Genomic DNA, 22350 nt, shown 5'->3' on the forward strand with positions numbered 1-22350 from the left:
CCCTCAGAAACTGTACTTGACGTTGAAACTCAGGAAGTCACGGTCGCGGTTGTAGCGCCCACCGCCATTGAACGCGGTGTAGCTGATACCGGCACCGATCACCTCTTTGTAAGTGGCATCCACCTTCGCGGTGTAGGCACGCTCGCCTTTGTTGTTGGCACCGTTGCGCCCGTTGATGGCGCTGTACACGCTTACACCTGGAGAAACGGTGAACTGTCCCAGGATGTCGTTGTAGGTCAGCGAACCAGAGGTGGTGGCCCCCCAGGAACTGTTGGTCATACCGCCTGGAAGATCGGGGTTATCGAATGTCTGTCCAGGCAGGCTTCCGTAGATGCGGTTGGCACTCGCCTCGGCAACGATGCTTCCCACGTCCGCACCCAGCACGCCGCTGGGGAGCAGGTAGATGGCGGAAAGAGTGGCTTGCGCCCGATCCCTTTCGACATAGCCAGGGATGTAAGTCCCCTCAGGCAACCCACCCACCACAGCCGGAGAAATCACGGCACGAGAGGTGTACTTGCTGACAATTGAGTCAGGGCGATAACTCAATTCCCCAGCAACGGCCAAACCATCAAGCAGCCCACCATTAATAGTGGTGTTAAAGCTGAAGCCATAGAGATCACGCTTACCCAGATACTCCGCAAAGTAGGTGGCTCGATTGGCAAACGGAATAGCACCCACACCTGGCACCGCCACGATTGCACCTGCCGTGGCACTGACTACCGGTGTCTGCGTGCTGTAACGAAGGTAATAAAGCCCGAAGTCTGTCTGGTTCAACTCCGGAGCCGTCCAACGCAGGCTCAACCCATATTGAGCATCGTCATCAGGCTCAACGTCGTTCGCGCGCGGAACAAACGTCGTCATGAGCAGGGATTCAGCGAGCGGACGCATGCCCGCCGGTACACTATTGAGATAGGCGCGCACTTCGTCGGGACTATCGAATGCAGTCGCGCCCCCCAGCAGGCCGGTGATCGACTCCTGAATGGCCGCGACAGGCAGATAGTCGCAGTCATCGTCTCCGATTACGTCGGAGGTCGAAAAGAAGGTCCCGCAGGCATCGAGTTTCGCGGCCTCCCAAGAAGAGCCCGGTTGCCAGTAGCCCTCAAGCGCCACATTTTCGGTCAGCTCGAAGGAGAACGACCCCATCAGGGTTGGCAGGAAGGCTTCCTTGATTTCCGATCCCGGAGCACGAAGAGCACTCACGTCATAGGGGTTGGTCGCCGAAATACCGCCTTGGGCGAACATCGACTCCCCCCAGTTGATTACTTGGCGGCCTAGGCGAGCCGTGAACCGGCGATCTCCGATATCCCAGCCGCCATACACGAACGCATCGAGTAACTCAGCACCTGAGCCGGCAAGATCTTGACCATCATTACTGAGTTCACGCTGACGACGAGAATCATCCTTCAGCTCTAAGTCATAAAATGCGCGGCCACGCATGAATACGCCGTAATCATCCTGAAAACGAAGGTTCAGGTCAGACACGACCTTGGCCACTTCCGACACCAGATCGCCTTTGCGAAAGTTCAGGTCGCCATCGTCGGAAACGATTGGCCCATTATCGACACTGCCACCATTGGAGCTGGCAATCAGCTTTTTGGATGGTGCCTGCATTCGATAGGTGGCACCGTAGGAGACGGTCGTGTCGAGCGAGCCAGACAGTGTTTCATTTTCAAACTGAAAGGCGAACGCTGATCCGCATGGAGCCAAGCTCAGAGCCAGGGCACCAAGAGCCAAGCGTGGCCGGGAATAGCCATAGATAGCCGCACGAACAGCACGGCGTAGCGTGGGTAGTTTTTGCATCCGATGTCTCACTTGTTGTTATTGTTGAGCGCAACCCACTTGCTTACGAAAGCAAAACTGGTCGTTGCAGACGCACACGTTCAAACAGCATGAGCCCTCGGTGCAGGTCGGACTCACTGGTCGGTTGAACACTACGTCTCGGGCATGCCTGATTGCATTCATCTCAAAGCACCAAATTCTTGCAGCAAAAATAACTGACTGTTTTAAAAAGATTTTCCAATTTCTAAAGCGCTATACATGAGGCCGTAGTGCTTTTTTGTAATAACGTTAGTGCTTTTGGGTGAATGGCATATGGAGTTGCCAGGCCTCATATTAGGGCTGAGGAAATGAGCGGTCTCTTCTCCACGAACAAGACGAATTTATGATTCATGCTGCCTCTCCCTTGAGCGATTTCACTGCCCAGCTTCCGCGAAAACCACGAAGCCACATCGTGCGCACGTCTCTCATGAGCAAGGTGCTTTCACGAGACGTCCGACTACGCTTGCTACGCGCTGCGGCTGGCAGCGGGAAAACCACGCTGATGGCTGACTGCGCCCGGTCTCGGTCTGGAGAGAAGTTCGTCTGGATTCCGCTTCATGGAGCCACACTGGGTAATCAGGAGTTTCTTCAACTACTCATGCAAGCGATGGGGCTAGCTGCGCCTGAGGGTATTAGTGAAACGCAGGCAGCGAAGGCATTACTGTCAGTTTCAGAGCCTATATGGCTGATGCTTGATGACTATCCTCACCACCCCACACCGGAGTTGGACGCGCTGCTGGGGCGACTCCTAAATCTGCACACCCCGACGATTCAGTGGTGGATTACGAGCCGTCGACGTATCGCCATCAGCATTGCAAAGCTGCTTATTGCGGATGAGTTACTTGAGCTCAATGGTGTGGATCTTGCGCTCACCCAGGCTGAGCTGCCGGCGTTGTTGGGCGAAGGAGCAGATCTGAACGCTTTCGAAAGTGTCTACCGGGATACTCAGGGCTGGTTTGCTGCCGCCTCCATTTGGCTTGCCGCTCAACAAAGTCAACGAAGCCATCTGAGTAGCAACTACCATCTCGAATCACTTCTTCGAGACTACGTTGAGATTGAGGTACTTGGTACTCTACACGGCGAGCTTCGACAGCAACTGGCAGTATTGGCAGCGGCCTCTGCATTCGATGAAGCACTCTGCTCACACCTACTCAATCCGCCCAATAGCTACGCGTGGTTTCGAGATCTTGAGAGTCAGGGTGCGCTTCTCTATCCCGTCGCCGAACACCCCGGATGGTTTCGGCTTATGCCAACCGTTGCTACCATTCTGGCTCGTGAGCTAAGCACTGAAAGCACCCAGCGCATTCATCTCCTGGCGTGTGACTGGCTGGCTCATCACGAGCAATATCGCTTCGCAATCGATCACGCGCTTGCCGCTGGAGAGCATCGTCGGGCGACGACCTTACTTGAGCAACTGGCTGATAGGCGCCTCCTGCATGGATTTCAATCCACACAGGTCTTTGAGTGGTTCAACGACCTTCCCAGTAGCCTTACCCACAGCAGCAGCGAGCTGGTTCTGCTCAATGCATTCGCGTTCGGCGTTACGTTTCAGGTTGAGAAAGCAACTGCCTGCCTGGAAAGCCTTAACAGATTTCTGCCTGCTGCAAGCGCTGAGCAGCACCAAAGAACGTTGGGACGAGCCCAGGCATTGCTAGGGCTTCTGGCTCATGCCTCAGGTGATCGCGCGGGTGCTCAGCGCCACTGCAAGGAAGCTATCGCAGTTGTGCCTGTCAAAGACTGGGCGATCCAATTGCTTTGCCGAACTACCCTGATCAACCACGCACTGTTCGCTGGCGAGCTTGAGACCGCTGATGATCTTATGGTCTCTGCCCGGCAGCTCTTGAAGCTGTTCGACAGTGAGCTGCCATCGGTCGCTCTGGATAATTACCAGGCTGACATCATGATGGTGAGGGGCAGGCTGGTTGAGGCGGAGTCGTTGCTTGAGCGCAACCTTCTACTCATTTCAAACACAATCTTTTCTGAGCGCGGCTGGGTTGGTCGACTGCATCTGAAGCTTGGTCAAATCCAAATGCGCCTAGGGAAGGTTTCGCTCGCTGAAGAGCACCTCTGGGCCGGCTTTCGCATCATGCACAGCACCTTGGAGCCAGCGGCTTACCAAGCGCTATTGGCGCTGGCTGATCTCGCACTGCTGGACGATGAAGTCGGTAAAGCCAATGGCCTGGTGGACAAAGCATCCAAGTTGGTAGCCAGTAGAAAGATGGAGCCGTCGAGCTACATGGCATGCCTAGAGCTAGCGCAAGCCAAAGTGCTGATCCGCCGAAGTGAGCCTGCACGCGCACTTCTGCTGCTTGAGCGTATTCAACAAAGACATACGTCGGGAGAGGCGAGTCAGCCGCTATCTACGATGGAGCTTTTGCTGGAATGCGACGGACTGGTAGCGGAGGTTGGAGCCTCAGGTTATGCGGAGGCGAGCAGCAGTCTTCAAGCGGCCATCAACAAAGCCACCTTCCATGGCTATCATGTCAGCGCGACTGATTTGATCTTCAAGCTTGCTCTCATTTCCTATCGGGCAGGTGACAGAGAGAGTGCCAGGCAGTACCTCCTGCAGGGGCTCGAAGCTGCTGCACCAATGCAGCACCATCTGCCGATGGAGTACTTGGAGAGAAACTATCCAGACCTGTGCTCATTGGTTGAGCGCAAGAGTCGGCATGACCTGCTATCAGAGAGAGAAACTGAAGTCTTGCGCTTGGTTGAGTCCTGCTTATCGAACGCCGAGATCGGACAACGGCTTTTCATTTCGATGTTCACCGTGAAAAGCCACATTCAGCGAATCTGCGGCAAGCTCGGTGTCAGGCGCAGGGCTCAGGCAGTGGCCAAGGCTAGATCCCTAGGCATTCTCTAATGCCTACGCAGCCTTCAGTAAACTGGCTGAGTGGTCTGTCCCGCTTGATTGAAGGGACACCCATTAAATGGCCACTTTCCGCGTGCCACGACCACCTTTGAAAATTTTCTCGACTCCCAGTTTGGGGCCTCAGAAAAGTGGCCATGCACACTTTTTACCGTGCCATCAGCCAGGCAGAAAATATTTTTGGGGTCAGTCTGCACCTGCAAAGCGAGAGAACGGTACAGGGCTTCTGAGCACTAGATTGTAGGTAACGGCCCCAGCATACATCCTCAGCGCAAACGCTCACCGAGGATGCTGCTGCCAGGACAGTATCCGTGCTGACTACTTCCGTACAGGCTGTCCTCTGCGCAGGCACTTCGCGCCCTTCGGTCGCAGACTCAATCGCTGAAACCGCTTCACCAGATAGCTCATCGCATGATGCACGTTATCGCGTGCCTGCTCGTCACGACGGTGGATCATCCCGATACCGCATTGTAGCCAACCATGCCGGTGCCTCGCGTCTTCATTGAGCGGACCTCGGGATCGGTCAGGGAGATCTGTTTATCCGTTGTTTCGTTGAGCTGAACCTCGATTTCCTTGAGCTCCTGCAGGTTAGTTTTCAAGATCGCGGTCCTGCCGGGGAGGCGTCCAGCTTTGACCTGCTCCACGGCAGATTCCTGACCGTCAATCAGCGTCCAACGTCCCCACAGACGGAATAGGATTATCGAGCTGCTTGAGGATGCTCTCGGTAGCCCGCAAATTAGGAAGCCCTTCCCGCCCCCCTCCTGGAGTGTCGATACTGCTCATCTGAGCGCCGAATCTTGCCCTTATGTTGTAGGCAATTTGCTGCCATCTCAGCAGCCATTTCGCTTCTCGATCTTTATATGCCTGGAGCTCCCTCTCAAGCTGCTCGACCTTGAGCACCAGATCACCAGCATCCCGCACTGCGTTTTTTTGTTTGGAAGCCAAACCGCCAGCAAGGGATGCTTTGGCAGCATCAAACGCAACCTTGATTTCGAGACGAGCATTCAATGCTTGGCGCGTAAACCCAAACTGGTCTTCCAGGGTCTTCCATCGCAGGCCAGAGCCGAACTCACCTAAAGCCCAGCGATCCAGCTCTTTCACGATAGCTTTGACATCCCCCGCGCCCATCCTCTTGGCAAATTTGCTCATGGCTGCGCTCCAAGTGCTTTCGCTTTGATGGCTTCAGCGTCCATCTCAAAATCACCGAGCATGGCGGTGAGGGTCTCGATTTTCTTCTGTGAATGGGCCATCCATTGGTGGCTCTCGCCCTGTCTATTGGATTGGGACTTCGTAATCGCATTCTCGTACTGAACCACTTCGATCTCGAAAGCACGCACTACACCTGCTTTCTTACCATCGTTGTCTTTCTCCCAAGAGAAATCCGAACATTTAGCATGGCATTCGAGGTGGTTTGGGCAAGGGGACTGAGAGAGGTTGCGCGTACACATACCGGTCCCAAGTTCATGGATCCCGGTAATCTTAGCCTTGAGATAAGCCTCTTTGTACTCAACGGGGAGCTGGATGTAGTTATCGGCGACCACTCCGCCAATCTTGCCCTCCCGAATTTTTTCTTGATAAATCAATGCTCTTTTTTCACGTGACGTGTGCTGATAAGCCTTCGTGTCATTTGCATACTTCCGACCAAACCATTTAGTTTGGACGTAGTCGCTCATACCACCGTCATTCAGGAGAGTATTAATAGTGTGTCTAAAATCGTGACTTGAGAAGTCTGGTTTGACGTTGCCTCCGCCGTACTCGGAAGTAAGCGACTCAAGTTGGTCTCGCATGAATGTCGTGAACATTGAGTGGGTTACTGGTGTGACCACACACACAGAAACTCCCCCGGAGGACATACCCGCGTATCGCACAAAGAACAAATCTTCTTGGTGATAGACCTGACCGCTTGTTGCGATCCGGACAGGATCATTCAGTCGTGGATCAAACATGCTCTGGCAGTACGAAATTAAGCCCTGCTTAGTGGTGAAACGGGATGGTTTAGCAGGACGTATGCCTTGAACTGTCAGCTTGTCTGGATCTGGAAACGTGAGGCCATTCGTTGTAAGCCAGCCTGCTGGGCGTAAAACGTTGAAGCTAAAGCCCAAGGCTTCTAAGTCCGCAATGTAGAACCTGTGGTCTACAGCATAAGGCTCGATCCAACGTAAATCAGGACCACCAACAATGCGCATCTCCTGGGCTGTGGACCTAGCCGCCTGCGTAATATCCGTTAGCTCAGTGATTACGTCCTCAATAATCGAAACAGCATCCGTAGGAAGCCATGCCTTGTCAATGGGATGAGCGTTATCGCCTTTGCTTGTTTTCATTAGAAAATAACGTAGGTATCTCCTACCTTCAGAGTCAGCCCCGACCTCCTGAACCGGCAACGTCGCAATTTCGCTGAAACGCCTCCCAATACACGCCAACAACACGAGCATCAGGATGTACATTCGGTACTTATGACTACTCGGTACATTTTGGTACAGCAAGCCAATAAGCTTGAAAACCTCTAGATCGATGACTCGGTCCCCGGTGGTCCGCTCAAGGTTCTCAGGTGCATCTAACCGCTTGTGTTTTACGCCACCAGCGTTGGCGGGACGCTTCATCCCTGAGTATTTGAACTCGAACCTAACATTGCAAAGCTGATTCGCATCGCAATGTGCTGCGAACTCATTTATAGCTTTATGTAGGTTGTAAGCAGTTGACTCTTTGTAATGCGTTGATATTAACCTGCAAGCGGCGTCTAAATCCTCGGGCATAAGCTTGGAAAGCGCACGTTCTCTCCCTACACAGTGACTGATGTAACTTATTGCTGTTACGAAAGTTTGATGATTTGGAAGCTTCTGGTTCGCCCTGTGAGCGCGAAGACAAAAAAGCGTCTTCGCAACTGTTGCCCAATCGCCTTTAAGATCTTGCGCTCCAATATTGGGGGCGTGTTTAAAGTAAATACTAGGCGTCCCTGACCGCTTGGCTGACATGATAGTCAGCGGGCCAGCTGTGAACATCCAGCTTGGATCTTCCCAAACTACTTTTTCAAAGCCCAGCATCCCTAACATTTTTGCTCTATCTATCAGCGTGCTCAAGTTTACCGCACGATCTACTTCAAGTTTGCTTAAAAAAGCGGCTACTTTCGCCATTATGCAGCACCCGCTTTAACTTCTTTGCACTTCTCAACAACTTGAGCTACAGCGAAGATGATTTCGTCGAGCTGACCTGCTATTCGCTTATCCGCCGACCTGAATTTTTCCTCGCGTTCATTTATCAGATGCAGCAAAACGGCTTCATGATCGGCGTCAAGGTAAGCCTGAAATTTAGGGCATTTGTAACAGGAATAAGGCGGATGTAAGGCGCAGAGTGAGTGTTTACCACACACACCCAAGTCGATATCTGGAGCATCCTCAATATATACGAACGGAATATGCTTACCTACCTCATCTTCATTTACGACTTTCTGACCAGGCATGATGAAATCACCTTTGAAGAAACGGAGCATTTGCGCGTAAGGTCCAATTAACGCCTTATCGAGCGACTCAACGATATTGCCTGCAAGATCAAAATAAACCTGCACATGTTGGAGATCGGTATGATCAAGGATTTGGGCAAGCTGCCGTTGCGTTGCCCCATCTTTAACTAAGTTTGTTGCCAACGTGTAACGAAGGCGCCTAGGGCTAAGATGTACCAACATCCCAGTCAAAGGAGAGACTATACTATGCCTTAGTACGAAACTTTGAAGCAGCGTTGCAAAGTAACCAGACTCGTAATTGAAATATGCATCGCACTGGCCTGATGCGGCAGCTGCAGTATTGACGTTATGATTGAAAAATAGTGGCCTGTCAAAACCCTCAGGATCAATCCCCATCCAATCGAACGGTTCAATATCACGATTGGCGGCGATTAAGTCTTGGATGTAAGGTGCAAACTCAACAGGGAGTTGTACTTCCACGAAGTCATCCCGAGGGTTCAGCAGTCGTTTTTTGATTCTTGGATATCTTATTACCCAGCACGGCTCATCCAGCCCCGGAGCTACGTTGATCAGATCGCTCTCTCGCAGCCACGACAGGTTCGCCGGATTTCTACCGTGAGCAATGAACAATGCCAGTGCGGCCCGCTGCTCGAACTCTGTGATACTGGCACAAGTCGTAGCGTGAAGAGAATTGTAGAGTGGCTGCAACTCATAGATACGATGCAGTGGGCCGGCATCTACGTCTTCGTTTTTAACCGCCTCACCCTTGGGCCCTCCGGGTATTTTGAGAGCTTCCAACACGCTGCCATATTCGGCATTGAAGCCTACCTCACTTAGGTACTGACACCCCCAGAGATACCACGACTTAACACGCGAGACTTGATAGAGCTTATGGTCCTGCCTGGTTGTCGATATCATCCTCTCGTAATAGCTAACCAGCTCCACCTCAAAATCGGAAACCTCTTCCCGATTGAACTCAGGATAAGGCAACAGAAGAAACCTATGACAATCTACCCAAATGCTGTAAGCATAGCTCGCCGAAGTGGTTCTAATCACATATATACAGTAACGCATCAGCGCATACCGAAATCTCAAATTATGTATGCGCCCGAACTTAAGAGTTGCATATTTGCCACTGGTTGTTGGCATGTGCCACTGCAAACCACTCGTATCAACTACATGCCCCTCTCTGCTTATAACAGATTTAGGTATGGCCTCCCACAGCTCAATCTCATGAGGCGACTGCCTAGACGCTTGACTCATAACTGGAATACCCCAAGAAACTTTCCATCAATGTATCATGATATTTAGATTGAACAGCAGTGGCCTGGCGAATAATTTCTCCACTGATATACACCTCTTGAGAACGCACACTACTATCCCCCCTTAGGTACGCCAAAACCTGTTTACGCTCATCTTCAGGAACGCCACGCTCAGCCATTTCACGCTCAGTTCGACTGGAGTACGTATGCCGAAGGGCTTTAGGAGTTAGATTTGAAGGCAACACTTTCTTGAACTTCTCACGGATGATCTGAAAATAATTAGATACGCTGTTTCCATGCAATGGGTCGCCCTCATCTGAAACGATCAAATAGTTATGATCCTTCCCAAAACGCTCCATAACGTTTTCGCGATGAACCTCAATGTATTCTTCAATAAGACGTATGAGGGTAGGCGCTTGCATTATCAGGTCTCGGCCGTTTCGCTTGATCCTAGGCTGAGGGCTTCGCATATCATTCGGGTCAGCAACACGCCTTAAAACACGCAGAGCAGTGACGCCCCCGAACTCGACATCTTCTACCCTAAGAGTTAGGACTTCCGCTGGCCTAAGACCAAATGTCAGCATAATCATCACAATAATGAAGTTCCTAAACCTTACATGTTCGTTTAATCCATATGCTTCTGGATTTCTAAAATCTACGCACCAAATAAGAGCCGTTACTTGATGATCGCGCAGCCCTTTAGTAATAGATCTATTCTGGGGGGGATTATTGATTTCTTGATCACTGAGAACTTTATCGACGTGCTCTTTGTGTGCCTGAATTCTGAGGAGCGCGGGATCCCCGGACGCCAACGACCCAATTTTTAGTCGAAAACACCACCCCATGAATTGCCGCACAGTGATCAAGCGCAACTTATATGTCAGAGGAGACACTGCGACTTTCTTACCCTGACTTATAGAGACCACCCCCGCTTGGACGCCGGGGACCTTCACCGCTATGCGCAGGCGTTCGCAAAGGCTTCCCGCTAATTCAGCCTCGGTAAACATGCGCTCACCAGCCATGCAGGCACCAAAATCAATGCAAAGGGAATCCAGCCAAGCGAATAGAATCGCCAACTCCCTTAGATTTCTCGTGAGCGTATTAGGGCTTAGGCCTCGCCTTTGCAAGACCCACTCATTTGCAAGCGGAACCGGCAGGCCGTCATCGTCAAGGAGGATCGGCAGGTGCTGCCCGGAAGGATGTCGTACCGTTTTCACATCCATGAGCACACCATTCATTTACGTTTAGTTATATAGACTTTTATCTTTACGCTTCTTTCTTGTGTAGTCAATTTGTTGATAGCTTTACACCGGGCAAAAAAAGCCCTCTTAGCTTTACAGCGCAGAGGGCTTTGTTTTGGTCACGCAAGTCAATGAATTAGGTACTTATAACCACATACCCAATCAATCACATTTACGTTCCGCTCTTATGTAGGTTAGAACGGAATATCGTCATCAAAACTGTCGAAATCAGCTGCTGGCTGAGCCGCTTGCTGCGGTGCCGGGCGCGGAGCCGACTGTTGCTGCGGCTCACGTTGCGGCGCTGGACGCTGTTGACGTGGCGCAGAGTCGCCACCGCCATTGTCCGGGCGGCCGCCGAGCAGCTGCATCGTGCCCTGCATGTCGACAATGATTTCGGTGGTGTAACGCTTAACACCGTCTTTTTCCCACTCGCGGGTCTGCAGCTTGCCTTCGATGTACACCTGCGAACCCTTGCGCAGGTACTCGCCAGCAATCTCGGCAACCTTGCCGAACAGCGACACACGGTGCCACTCGGTTTTCTCAACCTTCTGACCGGTCTGCTTGTCGGTCCATTGCTCACTGGTCGCCAAGCTCAGGTTGGTGACAGCGTTACCGCTCGGCAAATAGCGGGTTTCTGGGTCCTGTCCGCAGGTACCGACCAGAATGACTTTGTTAACCCCACGGGCCATAACGTTCTCCTAGGCTTTCAGCACGCCCCGGGCACCGGCTCTATGAGGCGCTCGAGGGACGTGCGGTCCAATTGTTGGGTATCCACTTTGATATAGATGGCGGCTTCGTCGCGCACCACCATGGCATCCGCCACTCCGGGCACAGCCTGTAATCGCTCGGCCAACCCAGCCTCTTGCAAAGCTGCAGCGGAAAGCGGCAGACGCAGGCTGGTGACATATGGCGGTTCGCGCATAGTAACAGCAAAGCCTAGCCAGAAAAGAGCCAGCATTGCACAGCCCGCAAACACACCCGACAAGCTGTAGTGCTGATACAGCCAACCACCAAGGATGCCGCCGATGGCTGAGCCGAGAAACTGACTGGTCGAATAAACGCCCATCGCTGTGCCCTTGCCGCCGGCCGGGGCCACTTTACTGACCAACGATGGCAGCGAGGCCTCCAGCAGGTTAAAGGCGGTAAAAAATACCACCGTGCCCAATACCAGCGCACGCAAACTGCTGCCAAACCACCAGAAGAACAATTCGCAAAGCATCAGCACGGTCACCGCACCTAGCAATACGCGCTTCATCCGCCGCTTTTTCTCGGCGTAGATGATAAACGGCACCATGCCGAAGAACCCCACCAGTAGCGCGGTCAGATAGACCCACCAGTGCTGTTCTTTGGGCAGCCCGCCCTGCTCCACCAACGCCAATGGCAAGGCAATAAAGCTGGCCATCAAAATCGCGTGAAGCGCCAAAATGCCGAAGTCCAGACGTAGCAGATCGGTATTTTTCAGCGTTGGCCACAGCGCTTTCTTCGCCACTCCAGACTCGCGGTGTTGCAACGGCCCAGCGGAGCGTGGAACAAGCCCTGCGACAATCACAATACCGAGCAACGCCATGGCTGCGGTGGCCAGAAATAGCCCGGACAAGCCAAATGCACGGGTCAGCAGCGGGCCGATAACCATCGCGACAGCAAAGGAGAGACCGATGCTCATACCGATCATTGCCATCGCCTTGGTGCGATGCTGCTCGCGGGTCAGGTCGGACAACAGCGCCATCACCGCAGCGGAAATAGCCCCACCGCCTTGCAGCACACGCCCGGCAATAACCCCCCAGATAGAATCCGCATTAGCTGCCAGCAAGCTACCAGCAGCAAAAATCAACAGGCCGGCATAGATCACCGGCCGCCGACCAATGCGATCGCTGAGCATGCCGAAGGGAATCTGCAAAAAAGCCTGGGTCAGCCCGTAGGCCCCAATAGCGAGGCCAATCAAGGCCGGCGTACTACCCTGCAGGTCCATGCCATAGGTCGCCAGTACCGGCAACACCATAAACATGCCGAGCATGCGGAAGGCGAACACCAACGCCAAGCCACTGGCCGCGCGGGTCTCACTGCCACTCATGCGCTCGCTGTGCGAATCATGCATGGAAAACACCCTGTTGAAATAGGCGGCGATTCTAGCAGCACCAATGCATACGGCACAGCAGTGACGCTTTGCCGCGCCCACCTCCCGAGCCGTATACTCGGTGGTTTTCCGCCCGCCATGCGAGGCCGCTGTTCGTGGACAAGATTCTGATTCGGGGTGCACGCACCCACAACCTGAAAAACATCGACCTAACCCTGCCGCGCGACAAACTGATCGTGATCACCGGTCTATCCGGCTCTGGCAAGTCCTCACTGGCCTTCGACACCCTTTACGCCGAAGGCCAGCGTCGTTATGTCGAATCATTGTCGGCCTACGCCAGGCAATTTCTGTCGATGATGGAAAAGCCCGACGTCGACACCATCGAAGGCCTCTCGCCGGCCATTTCCATCGAACAGAAATCCACCTCGCACAACCCGCGCTCCACCGTGGGCACCATTACCGAAATCTACGACTACTTGCGCTTGCTCTATGCCCGCGCCGGTATTCCGCGCTGCCCGGACCACGACCTGCCACTGGAAGCACAAACCGTCAGCCAGATGGTCGACCAGGTTATGGCGCTGCCCGAGGGCAGCAAACTGATGCTACTCGCGCCGATTATTCGGGAACGCAAAGGCGAACACCTTGCGGTATTCGATGAGCTTCGCGCGCAAGGCTTCGTCCGTGTACGGGTCAACGGCAAGATTTACGAACTGGACGAACTGCCGAAGCTCGACAAGCAGAAGAAGCACAGCATCGATGCCGTGGTCGACCGCTTCAAGGCACGCGGCGACTTGCAACAACGCCTGGCCGAATCCTTCGAAACTGCGCTAAAACTGGCCGATGGCCTGGCCTTGATAGCCCCAATGGAAGGTGAGGAAGGCGAAGAAATCATCTTCTCCGCGCGCTTCGCCTGCCCGGTGTGCGGCCACTCGATCAGCGAGCTGGAACCCAAACTGTTCTCCTTCAACAACCCAGCCGGTGCCTGCCCGACCTGCGACGGCCTGGGCGTGAAGCAGTTCTTCGATATAAAACGTCTGGTCAATGGGGAAATGACCCTGGCCGAAGGCGCGATCCGCGGCTGGGACCGGCGCAACGTCTATTACTTCCAGATGCTAGGCTCGCTAGCCGCACATTATGGCTTCAGCTTGGAGGTGCCATTTGACGAGCTAAGCGCCGAACACCAGAAATGCATTCTGTTCGGTAGCGGCACACAGAATGTCGACTTCAAGTACCTCAACGACCGTGGCGACATCGTCAAACGTTCGCACCCCTTTGAAGGCATCGTGCCGAATCTGGAGAGGCGCTACCGGGAAACCGAATCCACCAGCGTGCGCGAGGAGCTGGCCAAGTTCCTCAGCACTCAGGCTTGCCAGGATTGCCGCGGCACCCGCCTGCGCCGCGAAGCGCGCCATGTATGGGTCGGCGAGAAAACCTTGCCAGCAGTCAGCGGGATGCCGATTGGCGACGCCACCGAGTACTTCGGCAGCCTGGCCTTACCTGGGCGACGTGGCGAAATCGCCGAGAAGATCCTCAAGGAGATTCGCGAACGCCTGCAGTTTCTGGTCAACGTCGGCCTCGACTACCTGACTCTGGACCGCAGCGCCGACACCCTGTCTGGCGGCGAAGCACAACGTATTCGCCTGGCCAGCCAAATTGGCGCGGGCCTGGTCGGCGTCATGTACATACTTGACGAACCCTCCATTGGCCTACATCAGCGCGACAACGAGCGCCTACTCAGCACCCTGCGCCACCTGCGCGACATCGGCAACACGGTGATCGTGGTCGAGCACGACGAGGACGCCATCCGCATGGCCGACTACGTGGTCGATATCGGCCCAGGAGCCGGCGTACACGGTGGGCAAATTGTCGCCCAAGGCACTGCAGCTGAAGTCATGGCACACCCCGACTCGTTGACCGGCAAGTACTTATCCGGCCGCGTTAAGATCGCAGTGCCGGCCAAGCGCACACCACGAGACAAAAAACTCTCACTGAAAATCAAGGGAGCGCGCGGCAACAACCTGCGCAATGTCGACCTGGAAATCCCGATTGGCCTGCTCACCTGCGTAACGGGCGTGTCCGGCTCGGGCAAGTCGACGCTGATCAACAACACCCTGTTCCCGCTCAGCGCTACTGCCCTGAATGGCGCCACCACGCTGGAAGCTGCAGCTCACGACAGCATTGACGGCCTGCAGCACCTGGATAAGGTGGTCGATATCGACCAAAGCCCAATCGGCCGTACGCCTCGCTCAAACCCCGCAACCTACACCGGCCTGTTCACGCCGATCCGTGAGTTGTTCGCCGGCGTACCAGAATCGCGCTCACGCGGCTACGGTCCCGGCCGATTCAGCTTCAACGTCAAAGGCGGACGCTGCGAGGCCTGCCAGGGCGACGGCCTGATCAAGGTGGAAATGCACTTCCTGCCTGACATCTACGTGCCTTGTGACGTATGCAAAAGCAAACGCTACAACCGCGAAACTCTGGAAGTGAAGTACAAGGGCAAGAGCATCACTGAAGTACTCGACATGACCATCGAAGAAGCACGGGTATTCTTCGATGCCGTACCGGCTCTCGCACGCAAACTGCAAACGCTGATGGATGTTGGCCTGTCCTATATCAAGCTAGGCCAGTCGGCGACCACCCTGTCCGGTGGCGAGGCCCAGCGGGTCAAACTGTCACGCGAGCTGAGCAAGCGCGACACCGGCAAGACCCTGTACATCCTCGATGAGCCGACCACCGGCCTACACTTCGCAGACATACAGCAACTCCTCGATGTACTGCACCGCCTGCGCGACCATGGCAACACCGTGGTCGTGATCGAACACAACCTGGACGTGATCAAAACCGCCGACTGGCTGGTTGATCTCGGCCCGGAAGGCGGCTCCAAGGGTGGCCAAATTATTGCGGTAGGCACACCCGAGGAAGTCGCAGAGATGACCCAGTCGCATACGGGCTACTTCCTCAAACCGCTACTGGAACGTGATCGAGACTAACAACGCGCAGGCAATAAAAAGCCCCGGATTTCGGGGCTTTTTATTGCCTGTTAAACGCCTACATCTGCGTTTGTAGGTAGTTTTGCAGGCCGAGCTTGTCGATCAGCCCCAGCTGAATCTCCAGCCAGTACGCATGATCTTCCTCGGTGTCTTTGAGCTGCACCAAGAGGATGTCACGAGTTTGATAATCCTGATGTTGCTCACACAGCGCAATGCCCTTACTCAAGGCTTCCCGCACGTGATACTCCAACGCCAGATCGAGCTTGAGCATCTCAGGCACTGTCTGAGCAAAGCTAAAGTGATCAGGCACCATGTCCGGCAGACCTTCAAGAAACAGGATGCGCTTGAGGATAGCGTCAGCGTGCTGTGTCTCCTCTTCCATTTCATGATTGATACGCTCGTAGAGCTTGCTGAAGCCCCAATCCTCATACAGGCGAGAATGCACAAAATATTGATCGCGAGCGGCCAATTCGCCTTTAAGCAGCAGCTTCAAATAATCGATGACTTCTACATGGCCTTTCATGGGGTACGTCCTTAGTAAGCGGCAGCATCGACTAATGCTGGCCGCACATAGCAAGGGGGTCAAGTGGCACGTATACAGCACGACCACTAAAGCAAAATAAGTAGTTATTACACCTATAAAAAAACCGGGCCAAGGCCCGGTTTTTTATACAACCTACGACTTACTCAGCGTCTACAGCTGCACCAGCGACCGGACGGTCAACCAGCTCAACATAAGCCATTGGAGCATTGTCGCCAGTGCGGAAACCGCACTTGAGGATACGCAGGTAACCGCCCTGACGGGTGGCATAGCGCTTGCCCAGGTCGTTGAACAACTTACCAACGATGGCCTTCGAACGAGTACGGTCGAACGCCAGACGACGGTTTGCAACGCTATCTTCTTTAGCCAGAGTAATCAGCGGCTCGGCAACGCGACGCAGCTCTTTGGCTTTCGGCAGAGTAGTTTTGATCAGCTCGTGCTCGAACAGCGATACCGCCATGTTTTGGAACATGGCCTTGCGGTGTGCGCTGGTGCGGCTAAGGTGACGGCCACTTTTACGATGACGCATGGTTCAATTCCTTACCAAACTCACGTTCGGTGATGATGACGATCAGGCAGTCGCCTTATCGTCTTTCTTCAGACTTGCCGGCGGCCAGTTGTCGAGGCGCATACCGAGGGACAGACCGCGAGAAGCCAGAACATCCTTGATTTCAGTCAGGGATTTCTTGCCCAGGTTCGGCGTTTTCAACAACTCTACTTCGGTGCGCTGAATCAGATCGCCGATGTAGTAGATGTTTTCTGCTTTGAGGCAGTTTGCCGAACGTACAGTCAGTTCCAGGTCATCAACCGGGCGGAGAAGGATCGGATCGATCTCATCTTCCTGCTCGATAACCACAGGCTCACTGTCACCCTTGAGGTCGACGAATGCAGCCAACTGCTGTTGCAGAATGGTTGCAGCACGACGGATAGCCTCTTCAGGATCCAGAGTACCGTTGGTCTCCAGGTCAATAACCAGCTTGTCCAGGTTAGTACGCTGCTCAACACGAGCGTTTTCCACCACATACGACACACGACGTACCGGGCTAAACGAAGCATCCAGCTGCAAGCGACCAATGCTGCGGCTTTCGTCTTCATCGCTCTGACGCGCGTCAGCTGGCTCATAGCCGCGACCACGAGCTATGGTTAGCTTCATGTTCAGCGCGCCAGTGGAAGCCAGGTTGGCGATTACGTGGTCGCCATTGACGATTTCAACATCGTGATCCAGCTGAATATCGGCAGCGGTAACTACGCCCGAGCCCTTCTTCGCCAGAGTCAACGTAACTTCGTCACGACCGTGCAGCTTGACAGCCAGACCTTTCAGGTTGAGCAGGATTTCAATTACGTCTTCCTGAACACCTTCGATGGCGCTGTACTCATGGAGTACACCGTCAATCTCGGCCTCGACTACTGCACAGCCAGGCATGGAGGACAACAGGATGCGGCGCAGCGCGTTGCCCAGGGTATGGCCAAAGCCACGCTCGAGAGGCTCGAGCGTAATCTTGGCGCGGGTCGGACTGACCACCTGCACATCAATGTGACGGGGGGTCAGGAACTCATTTACCGAAATCTGCATGGATGCACCTATTTTCTAGCCCTTACTTGGAGTAGAGCTCGACAATCAGGCTTTCGTTGATGTCAGCGGAGAGATCACTGCGAGCTGGGACGCTTTTGAACACGCCAGACTTCTTCTCAGTGTCTACTTCTACCCATTCAACGCGGCCACGCTGGGCACACAGCTCGAGAGCTTGAACAATGCGCAGCTGATTCTTCGCCTTCTCGCGAATTGCAACGACGTCGCCAGCTTTAACCTGGTAAGACGGAACGTTTACAGTGTTGCCGTTTACGCTGATCGACTTGTGCGATACCAGCTGACGGGATTCAGCGCGAGTTGAGCCGAAGCCCATGCGATAAACCACGTTATCCAGACGACACTCGAGCAGTTGCAGCAGGTTCTCACCAGTAGCGCCTTTCTTGCCGGCAGCTGCTTTGTAATAACCGCTGAATTGACGCTCAAGTACGCCGTAGATACGACGAACTTTTTGCTTCTCACGCAGCTGGGTGCCGTAGTCGGACTGACGACCACGGCGCTGACCGTGAATACCTGGGGCTGCTTCGATGTTGCACTTCGATTCCAGAGCGCGTACACCGCTTTTCAGGAAAAGATCTGTGCCTTCACGACGAGACAGTTTGCATTTGGGACCAATGTAACGAGCCATTTCTCACTGTCTCCTGATTACACGCGACGCTTCTTCGAAGGACGGCACCCGTTATGCGGGATAGGCGTCACATCGGTGATGCTGGCGATCTTATAGCCACAGCCGTTCAAAGCACGGACAGCGGATTCACGACCCGGACCGGGACCCTTGACGTTTACGTCGAGGTTCTTCAGGCCGTATTCCAGCGCAGCTTGACCAGCACGTTCTGCAGCCACCTGGGCGGCGAACGGGGTGCTTTTACGCGAGCCGCGGAAACCCGAACCACCAGAGGTAGCCCAGGACAGAGCATTGCCCTGACGGTCAGTAATGGTCACGATTGTGTTGTTGAAAGAAGCGTGGATGTGGGCGATGCCATCAACCACCGTCTTTTTGACTTTCTTACGAGTACGAGCAGCAGGTTTTGCCATGACTAGATTCCTGTCGATGCGCGAATGCGATTACTTGCGGATCGGCTTACGCGGGCCCTTACGGGTACGCGCGTTGGTCTTGGTACGCTGACCGCGAACCGGCAGACCACGACGATGACGCAGGCCGCGATAGCAACCCAGATCCATCAAGCGCTTGATTTTCATGTTCACTTCACGACGCAGATCGCCTTCGGTATTAACCTTGGCTACTTCGCCACGCAGCTGCTCGATCTGCTCGTCAGAGAGATCTTTGATTTTTGCTGCCGGATTTACACCGGTAGCTGCACAGATTTTCTGCGCAGTGGTGCGACCGACACCAAAGATGTAGGTCAGCGAGATAACAGTGTGCTTGTTATCCGGAATGTTAACGCCTGCAATACGGGCCATTCAGTGGAACTCCAATTGACAGCTACCTACGCCCCGGAAGCCAAGAAATAGGGCGCGAGATATTAGCGCTGTAGAAACAAATAATCAACCCGGTAGCGCACTAGCTACCGGGTTTGTAACGCTCAATCACACTCAGCCTTGGCGCTGTTTGTGACGCGGTTCCGCGCTGCAAATCACTCGCACAACACCTTCGCGACGAATAATTTTGCAGTTACGGCACAGCTTTTTCACCGATGCACGAACTTTCATCACCAACTCCTCGAACCTTATGGGCTTCAGCGCAGCATGCCGCTGCCGTAACCCTTCAGGTTGGCTTTCTTCATCAGGGATTCGTACTGGTGCGAAACGAGGTGCGACTGTACTTGCGACATAAAGTCCATCACAACCACTACCACGATCAGCAACGAGGTCCCGCCAAGATAGAACGGTACGTTGGCAGCCACCACCAGAAACTGGGGCAACAAGCATACGGCCGTCATGTACAGAGCACCGAACATAGTCAAGCGAGTCAACACGCCATCGATATAGCGCGCCGATTGCTCACCGGGACGGATACCCGGAATAAAGGCACCGGACTTCTTCAGGTTTTCCGCTACGTCTTTCGGGTTGAACATCAGCGCTGTATAGAAGAAGCAGAAGAAAACAATCCCCGCACTAAACAGCAAAATGTTCAACGGCTGACCAGGAGCGATAGCCTGTGAAATATCCTGCAGCCAGCCCATACCCTCAGACTGGCCAAACCAGGCACCCAGCGAAGCCGGGAATAACAGAAGGCTGCTGGCAAAAATAGCCGGGATAACCCCCGCCATGTTCACCTTCAACGGCAAGTGGCTAGTTTGCGCAGCAAAAACCTTACGGCCCTGCTGACGCTTGGCGTAATGCACCGCAATACGGCGCTGACCACGCTCAATAAACACCACAAAACCGATAATCGCTACTGCCAGCAAACCGATGGCAATCAAGGCAAAAATATTGATATCGCCCTGACGAGCAGACTCGAAAGAATGCCCAATCGCCGACGGCAGACCGGCCACGATGCCTGCAAAAATCAGCATCGAAATACCGTTGCCAACACCACGCTCGGTAATTTGCTCGCCCAACCACATCATGAACATCGCACCCGCCACAAACGTGGTGACTGCAACGAAGTGGAAGCCGAAATCAACCGAAAACGCTACGCCCTGACTAGCCAAACCAACAGACATACCGAAAGCTTGAACCAATGCCAGAACGAGGGTGCCGTAGCGGGTGTACTGGCTAATCTTGCGACGGCCAGCCTCACCTTCCTTCTTCAACTGCTCCAGCTGCGGACTAACAGCGCTCATAAGCTGCATGATGATCGATGCCGAAATATACGGCATGATCCCCAGTGCAAAAATGCTCATACGCTCCAGCGCGCCGCCGGAAAACATGTTGAACAAGCTAAGAATGGTCCCCTCATTCTGTCGAAACAGGTCCGCCAGCCGATCAGGGTTAATACCAGGAACCGGGATGTGTGCACCTATTCGATAGACGATGATCGCCATGAACAGAAAACGCAAACGAGCCCAGAGCTCGGATAACCCGCCATTGCTGAGCGCTGAGAGAGCACCTTGCTTAGCCATTTATTCCTCGAACTTACCGCCAGCTGCTTCGATAGCCGCGCGTGCACCTTTGGTGACGGCGATACCTTTAAGGGTGACCGCTTGAGTAACTTCACCGGACAGCATGACTTTCACACGCTGTACGTTTTGGTTAATCAGGTTGGCATCCTTCAGCGACTGCAGAGTAACAATGCCGCCTTCGATTTTATTCAGCTCGGAAGTACGCACTTGCGCGCGATCCATAGCCTTCAAAGATACGAAACCGAACTTAGGCAGACGGCGGTGCAGAGGCTGCTGGCCGCCTTCAAAACCCGGAGCAATCGTGCCACCGGAGCGGGAGGTCTGACCTTTGTGGCCGCGGCCACCAGTCTTACCCAAACCACTACCGATACCACGGCCCGGACGGTGCTTCTCGCGACGGGAACCCGGCGCAGGACTCAGATCGTTCAGGTACATGTATTAACCCTCGACTCGCAGCATGTAGTAAGCCTTGTTGATCATCCCGCGATTCTCGGGAGTATCCAGTACTTCTACGGTGTGACCGATGCGACGCAAACCCAAGCCCTTAACGCAGAGCTTATGGTTAGGAATGCGACCGGTCATGCTTTTGATCAGCGTGACTTTTACGGTATTAGCCATGATTAGAGAATCTCCTCGACGCTCTTGCCACGCTTAGCCGCAACAGAACCAGGCGACTGCATAGCTTTCAAACCTTTGAAAGTGGCGTAAACCACGTTCACCGGATTAGTCGAGCCGTAGCACTTAGCCAGAACGTTCTGCACACCAGCCACTTCCAGAACGGCACGCATTGCGCCACCAGCGATAATGCCGGTACCTTCAGAAGCAGGCTGCATGTACACCTTAGAGGCGCCATGAGCAGACTTCATTGCGTACTGCAGAGTGGTACCGTTCAGGTCCACCTGGATCATGTTGCGACGAGCAGCTTCCATAGCTTTCTGGATAGCAGCAGGCACTTCACGGGACTTGCCACGGCCGAAACCGACGCGACCCTTACCATCACCAACCACGGTCAACGCGGTGAAAGTGAAGATACGGCCACCCTTAACGGTTTTGGCAACACGGTTAACCTGTACCAGCTTCTCGATATAACCTTCGTCGCGCTTTTGGTCGTTATTTGCCATAACTTAGAACTCCAGCCCGCCTTCACGAGCAGCATCAGCCAGCGCCTGGACGCGGCCGTGGTACTTGAAGCCAGAACGGTCGAATGCAACCTGAGTCACACCAGCGGCTTTCGCACGCTCAGCAACCAGCTCACCAACTTTCTTGGCCGCGTCGACGTTGCCAGTGGCGCCGTCACGCAGTGCTTTGTCCAAGGTAGAGGCGCTGGCCAAAACCTTGCTGCCGTCGGCCGAAATGACCTGGGCATAGATGTGCTGCGAAGAGCGATACACGCAGAGACGCACGGCTTCGAGCTCGTGCATTTTCAGACGTGCTTTGCGAGCGCGACGCAGTCGAGTAACTTTTTTGTCGGTCATTTGCTATGC

22 protein-coding genes are annotated in these 22350 nt (G+C 54.0%); 2 read left to right on the forward strand and 20 right to left on the reverse strand.

The features are described from left to right. Positions 1 to 3: 3 nt before the first annotated feature. On the reverse strand, positions 4 to 1800 hold the full coding sequence (locus VCA57_RS20160) for a DUF1302 domain-containing protein (RefSeq protein WP_411186987.1): 1797 nt from the start codon (positions 1798 to 1800) through the stop codon (positions 4 to 6). Between the two features lie 445 nt (positions 1801 to 2245). Between VCA57_RS20160 and VCA57_RS20165 the strand changes: the two genes are divergently transcribed. Then, positions 2246 to 4681, forward strand: a complete 2436-nt coding sequence (locus tag VCA57_RS20165) for a LuxR C-terminal-related transcriptional regulator (RefSeq protein WP_411186989.1) — start codon at positions 2246 to 2248, stop codon at positions 4679 to 4681. Between the two features lie 458 nt (positions 4682 to 5139). Here the strand turns inward: VCA57_RS20165 and VCA57_RS20170 are convergent, their stop codons facing one another. From VCA57_RS20170 to VCA57_RS20200, 7 genes are all read right to left on the reverse strand, one after another. Further along, the gene (locus tag VCA57_RS20170) at positions 5140 to 5331 is read right to left on the reverse strand and encodes a hypothetical protein (RefSeq protein WP_411186991.1); all 192 of its coding nucleotides are present in this window, start codon (positions 5329 to 5331) and stop codon (positions 5140 to 5142) included. Positions 5332 to 5347: 16 nt separating this feature from the next. Further along, positions 5348 to 5836 (reverse strand): protein kinase, encoded by a 489-nt coding sequence (locus VCA57_RS20175; RefSeq protein ID WP_411186993.1) that lies wholly within the window; start codon positions 5834 to 5836, stop codon positions 5348 to 5350. Continuing rightward, positions 5833 to 7818, reverse strand: coding sequence for an integrase (locus VCA57_RS20180; RefSeq protein ID WP_411186995.1), 1986 nt, complete (start codon positions 7816 to 7818; stop codon positions 5833 to 5835). The genes VCA57_RS20175 and VCA57_RS20180 overlap by 4 nt, the downstream gene beginning before the upstream one ends. Beyond that, positions 7818 to 9293, reverse strand: a complete 1476-nt coding sequence (locus tag VCA57_RS20185; RefSeq protein ID WP_411186997.1) for a tyrosine-type recombinase/integrase — start codon at positions 9291 to 9293, stop codon at positions 7818 to 7820. The genes VCA57_RS20180 and VCA57_RS20185 overlap by 1 nt, the downstream gene beginning before the upstream one ends. 97 nt (positions 9294 to 9390) lie before the next feature. After that, positions 9391 to 10629 (reverse strand): tyrosine-type recombinase/integrase, encoded by a 1239-nt coding sequence (locus VCA57_RS20190; protein ID WP_411186999.1) that lies wholly within the window; start codon positions 10627 to 10629, stop codon positions 9391 to 9393. A gap of 212 nt (positions 10630 to 10841) precedes the next feature. Continuing rightward, the gene (locus VCA57_RS20195; protein ID WP_411187001.1) at positions 10842 to 11336 is read right to left on the reverse strand and encodes a single-stranded DNA-binding protein; all 495 of its coding nucleotides are present in this window, start codon (positions 11334 to 11336) and stop codon (positions 10842 to 10844) included. 17 nt (positions 11337 to 11353) lie between these two features. Then, a complete protein-coding gene (locus VCA57_RS20200; protein WP_411187003.1) occupies positions 11354 to 12742 on the reverse strand; it encodes an MFS transporter in 1389 nt (462 codons plus the stop codon). A 134-nt stretch (positions 12743 to 12876) separates the two neighbouring features. On the opposite strand from VCA57_RS20200, the gene uvrA reads away from it, so the two are divergent. Further along, positions 12877 to 15711: an excinuclease ABC subunit UvrA gene (uvrA, locus tag VCA57_RS20205; protein ID WP_411187005.1), complete on the forward strand. Its 2835-nt coding sequence runs from the start codon at positions 12877 to 12879 to the stop codon at positions 15709 to 15711. Between the two features lie 58 nt (positions 15712 to 15769). Here uvrA and bfr read toward each other — a convergent pair whose 3' ends face one another. The 12 genes from bfr to rplR form a co-directional block, all read right to left on the reverse strand. Next, positions 15770 to 16234 (reverse strand): bacterioferritin, encoded by a 465-nt coding sequence (bfr, locus tag VCA57_RS20210; protein ID WP_411187007.1) that lies wholly within the window; start codon positions 16232 to 16234, stop codon positions 15770 to 15772. 160 nt (positions 16235 to 16394) lie between these two features. Beyond that, positions 16395 to 16781, reverse strand: coding sequence for a 50S ribosomal protein L17 (gene rplQ / locus VCA57_RS20215; protein ID WP_069519894.1), 387 nt, complete (start codon positions 16779 to 16781; stop codon positions 16395 to 16397). A 42-nt stretch (positions 16782 to 16823) separates the two neighbouring features. Further along, positions 16824 to 17825, reverse strand: coding sequence for a DNA-directed RNA polymerase subunit alpha (locus VCA57_RS20220; protein WP_411187009.1), 1002 nt, complete (start codon positions 17823 to 17825; stop codon positions 16824 to 16826). 22 nt (positions 17826 to 17847) lie between these two features. After that, positions 17848 to 18468 (reverse strand): 30S ribosomal protein S4, encoded by a 621-nt coding sequence (gene rpsD / locus VCA57_RS20225; RefSeq protein WP_136665574.1) that lies wholly within the window; start codon positions 18466 to 18468, stop codon positions 17848 to 17850. Between the two features lie 17 nt (positions 18469 to 18485). Further along, the gene (rpsK, locus tag VCA57_RS20230) at positions 18486 to 18875 is read right to left on the reverse strand and encodes a 30S ribosomal protein S11 (protein WP_013789773.1); all 390 of its coding nucleotides are present in this window, start codon (positions 18873 to 18875) and stop codon (positions 18486 to 18488) included. A gap of 30 nt (positions 18876 to 18905) precedes the next feature. Continuing rightward, positions 18906 to 19262 (reverse strand): 30S ribosomal protein S13, encoded by a 357-nt coding sequence (rpsM, locus tag VCA57_RS20235; protein ID WP_010487012.1) that lies wholly within the window; start codon positions 19260 to 19262, stop codon positions 18906 to 18908. 132 nt (positions 19263 to 19394) lie between these two features. After that, the gene (rpmJ, locus tag VCA57_RS20240; protein ID WP_002555468.1) at positions 19395 to 19511 is read right to left on the reverse strand and encodes a 50S ribosomal protein L36; all 117 of its coding nucleotides are present in this window, start codon (positions 19509 to 19511) and stop codon (positions 19395 to 19397) included. A gap of 26 nt (positions 19512 to 19537) precedes the next feature. Then, positions 19538 to 20866 (reverse strand): preprotein translocase subunit SecY, encoded by a 1329-nt coding sequence (gene secY, locus VCA57_RS20245; protein WP_411187013.1) that lies wholly within the window; start codon positions 20864 to 20866, stop codon positions 19538 to 19540. After that, positions 20867 to 21301 (reverse strand): 50S ribosomal protein L15, encoded by a 435-nt coding sequence (gene rplO / locus VCA57_RS20250; protein WP_090243121.1) that lies wholly within the window; start codon positions 21299 to 21301, stop codon positions 20867 to 20869. A gap of 3 nt (positions 21302 to 21304) precedes the next feature. Next, positions 21305 to 21484, reverse strand: a complete 180-nt coding sequence (gene rpmD, locus VCA57_RS20255) for a 50S ribosomal protein L30 (protein ID WP_079204534.1) — start codon at positions 21482 to 21484, stop codon at positions 21305 to 21307. A gap of 2 nt (positions 21485 to 21486) precedes the next feature. Beyond that, a complete protein-coding gene (gene rpsE, locus VCA57_RS20260; protein ID WP_090255789.1) occupies positions 21487 to 21987 on the reverse strand; it encodes a 30S ribosomal protein S5 in 501 nt (166 codons plus the stop codon). 3 nt (positions 21988 to 21990) lie between these two features. Continuing rightward, the gene (gene rplR / locus VCA57_RS20265) at positions 21991 to 22341 is read right to left on the reverse strand and encodes a 50S ribosomal protein L18 (protein ID WP_079204532.1); all 351 of its coding nucleotides are present in this window, start codon (positions 22339 to 22341) and stop codon (positions 21991 to 21993) included. Positions 22342 to 22350: the final 9 nt, after the last annotated feature.

Source organism: Pseudomonas sp., assembly GCF_046581935.1.
GTDB lineage: Bacteria > Pseudomonadota > Gammaproteobacteria > Pseudomonadales > Pseudomonadaceae > Aquipseudomonas.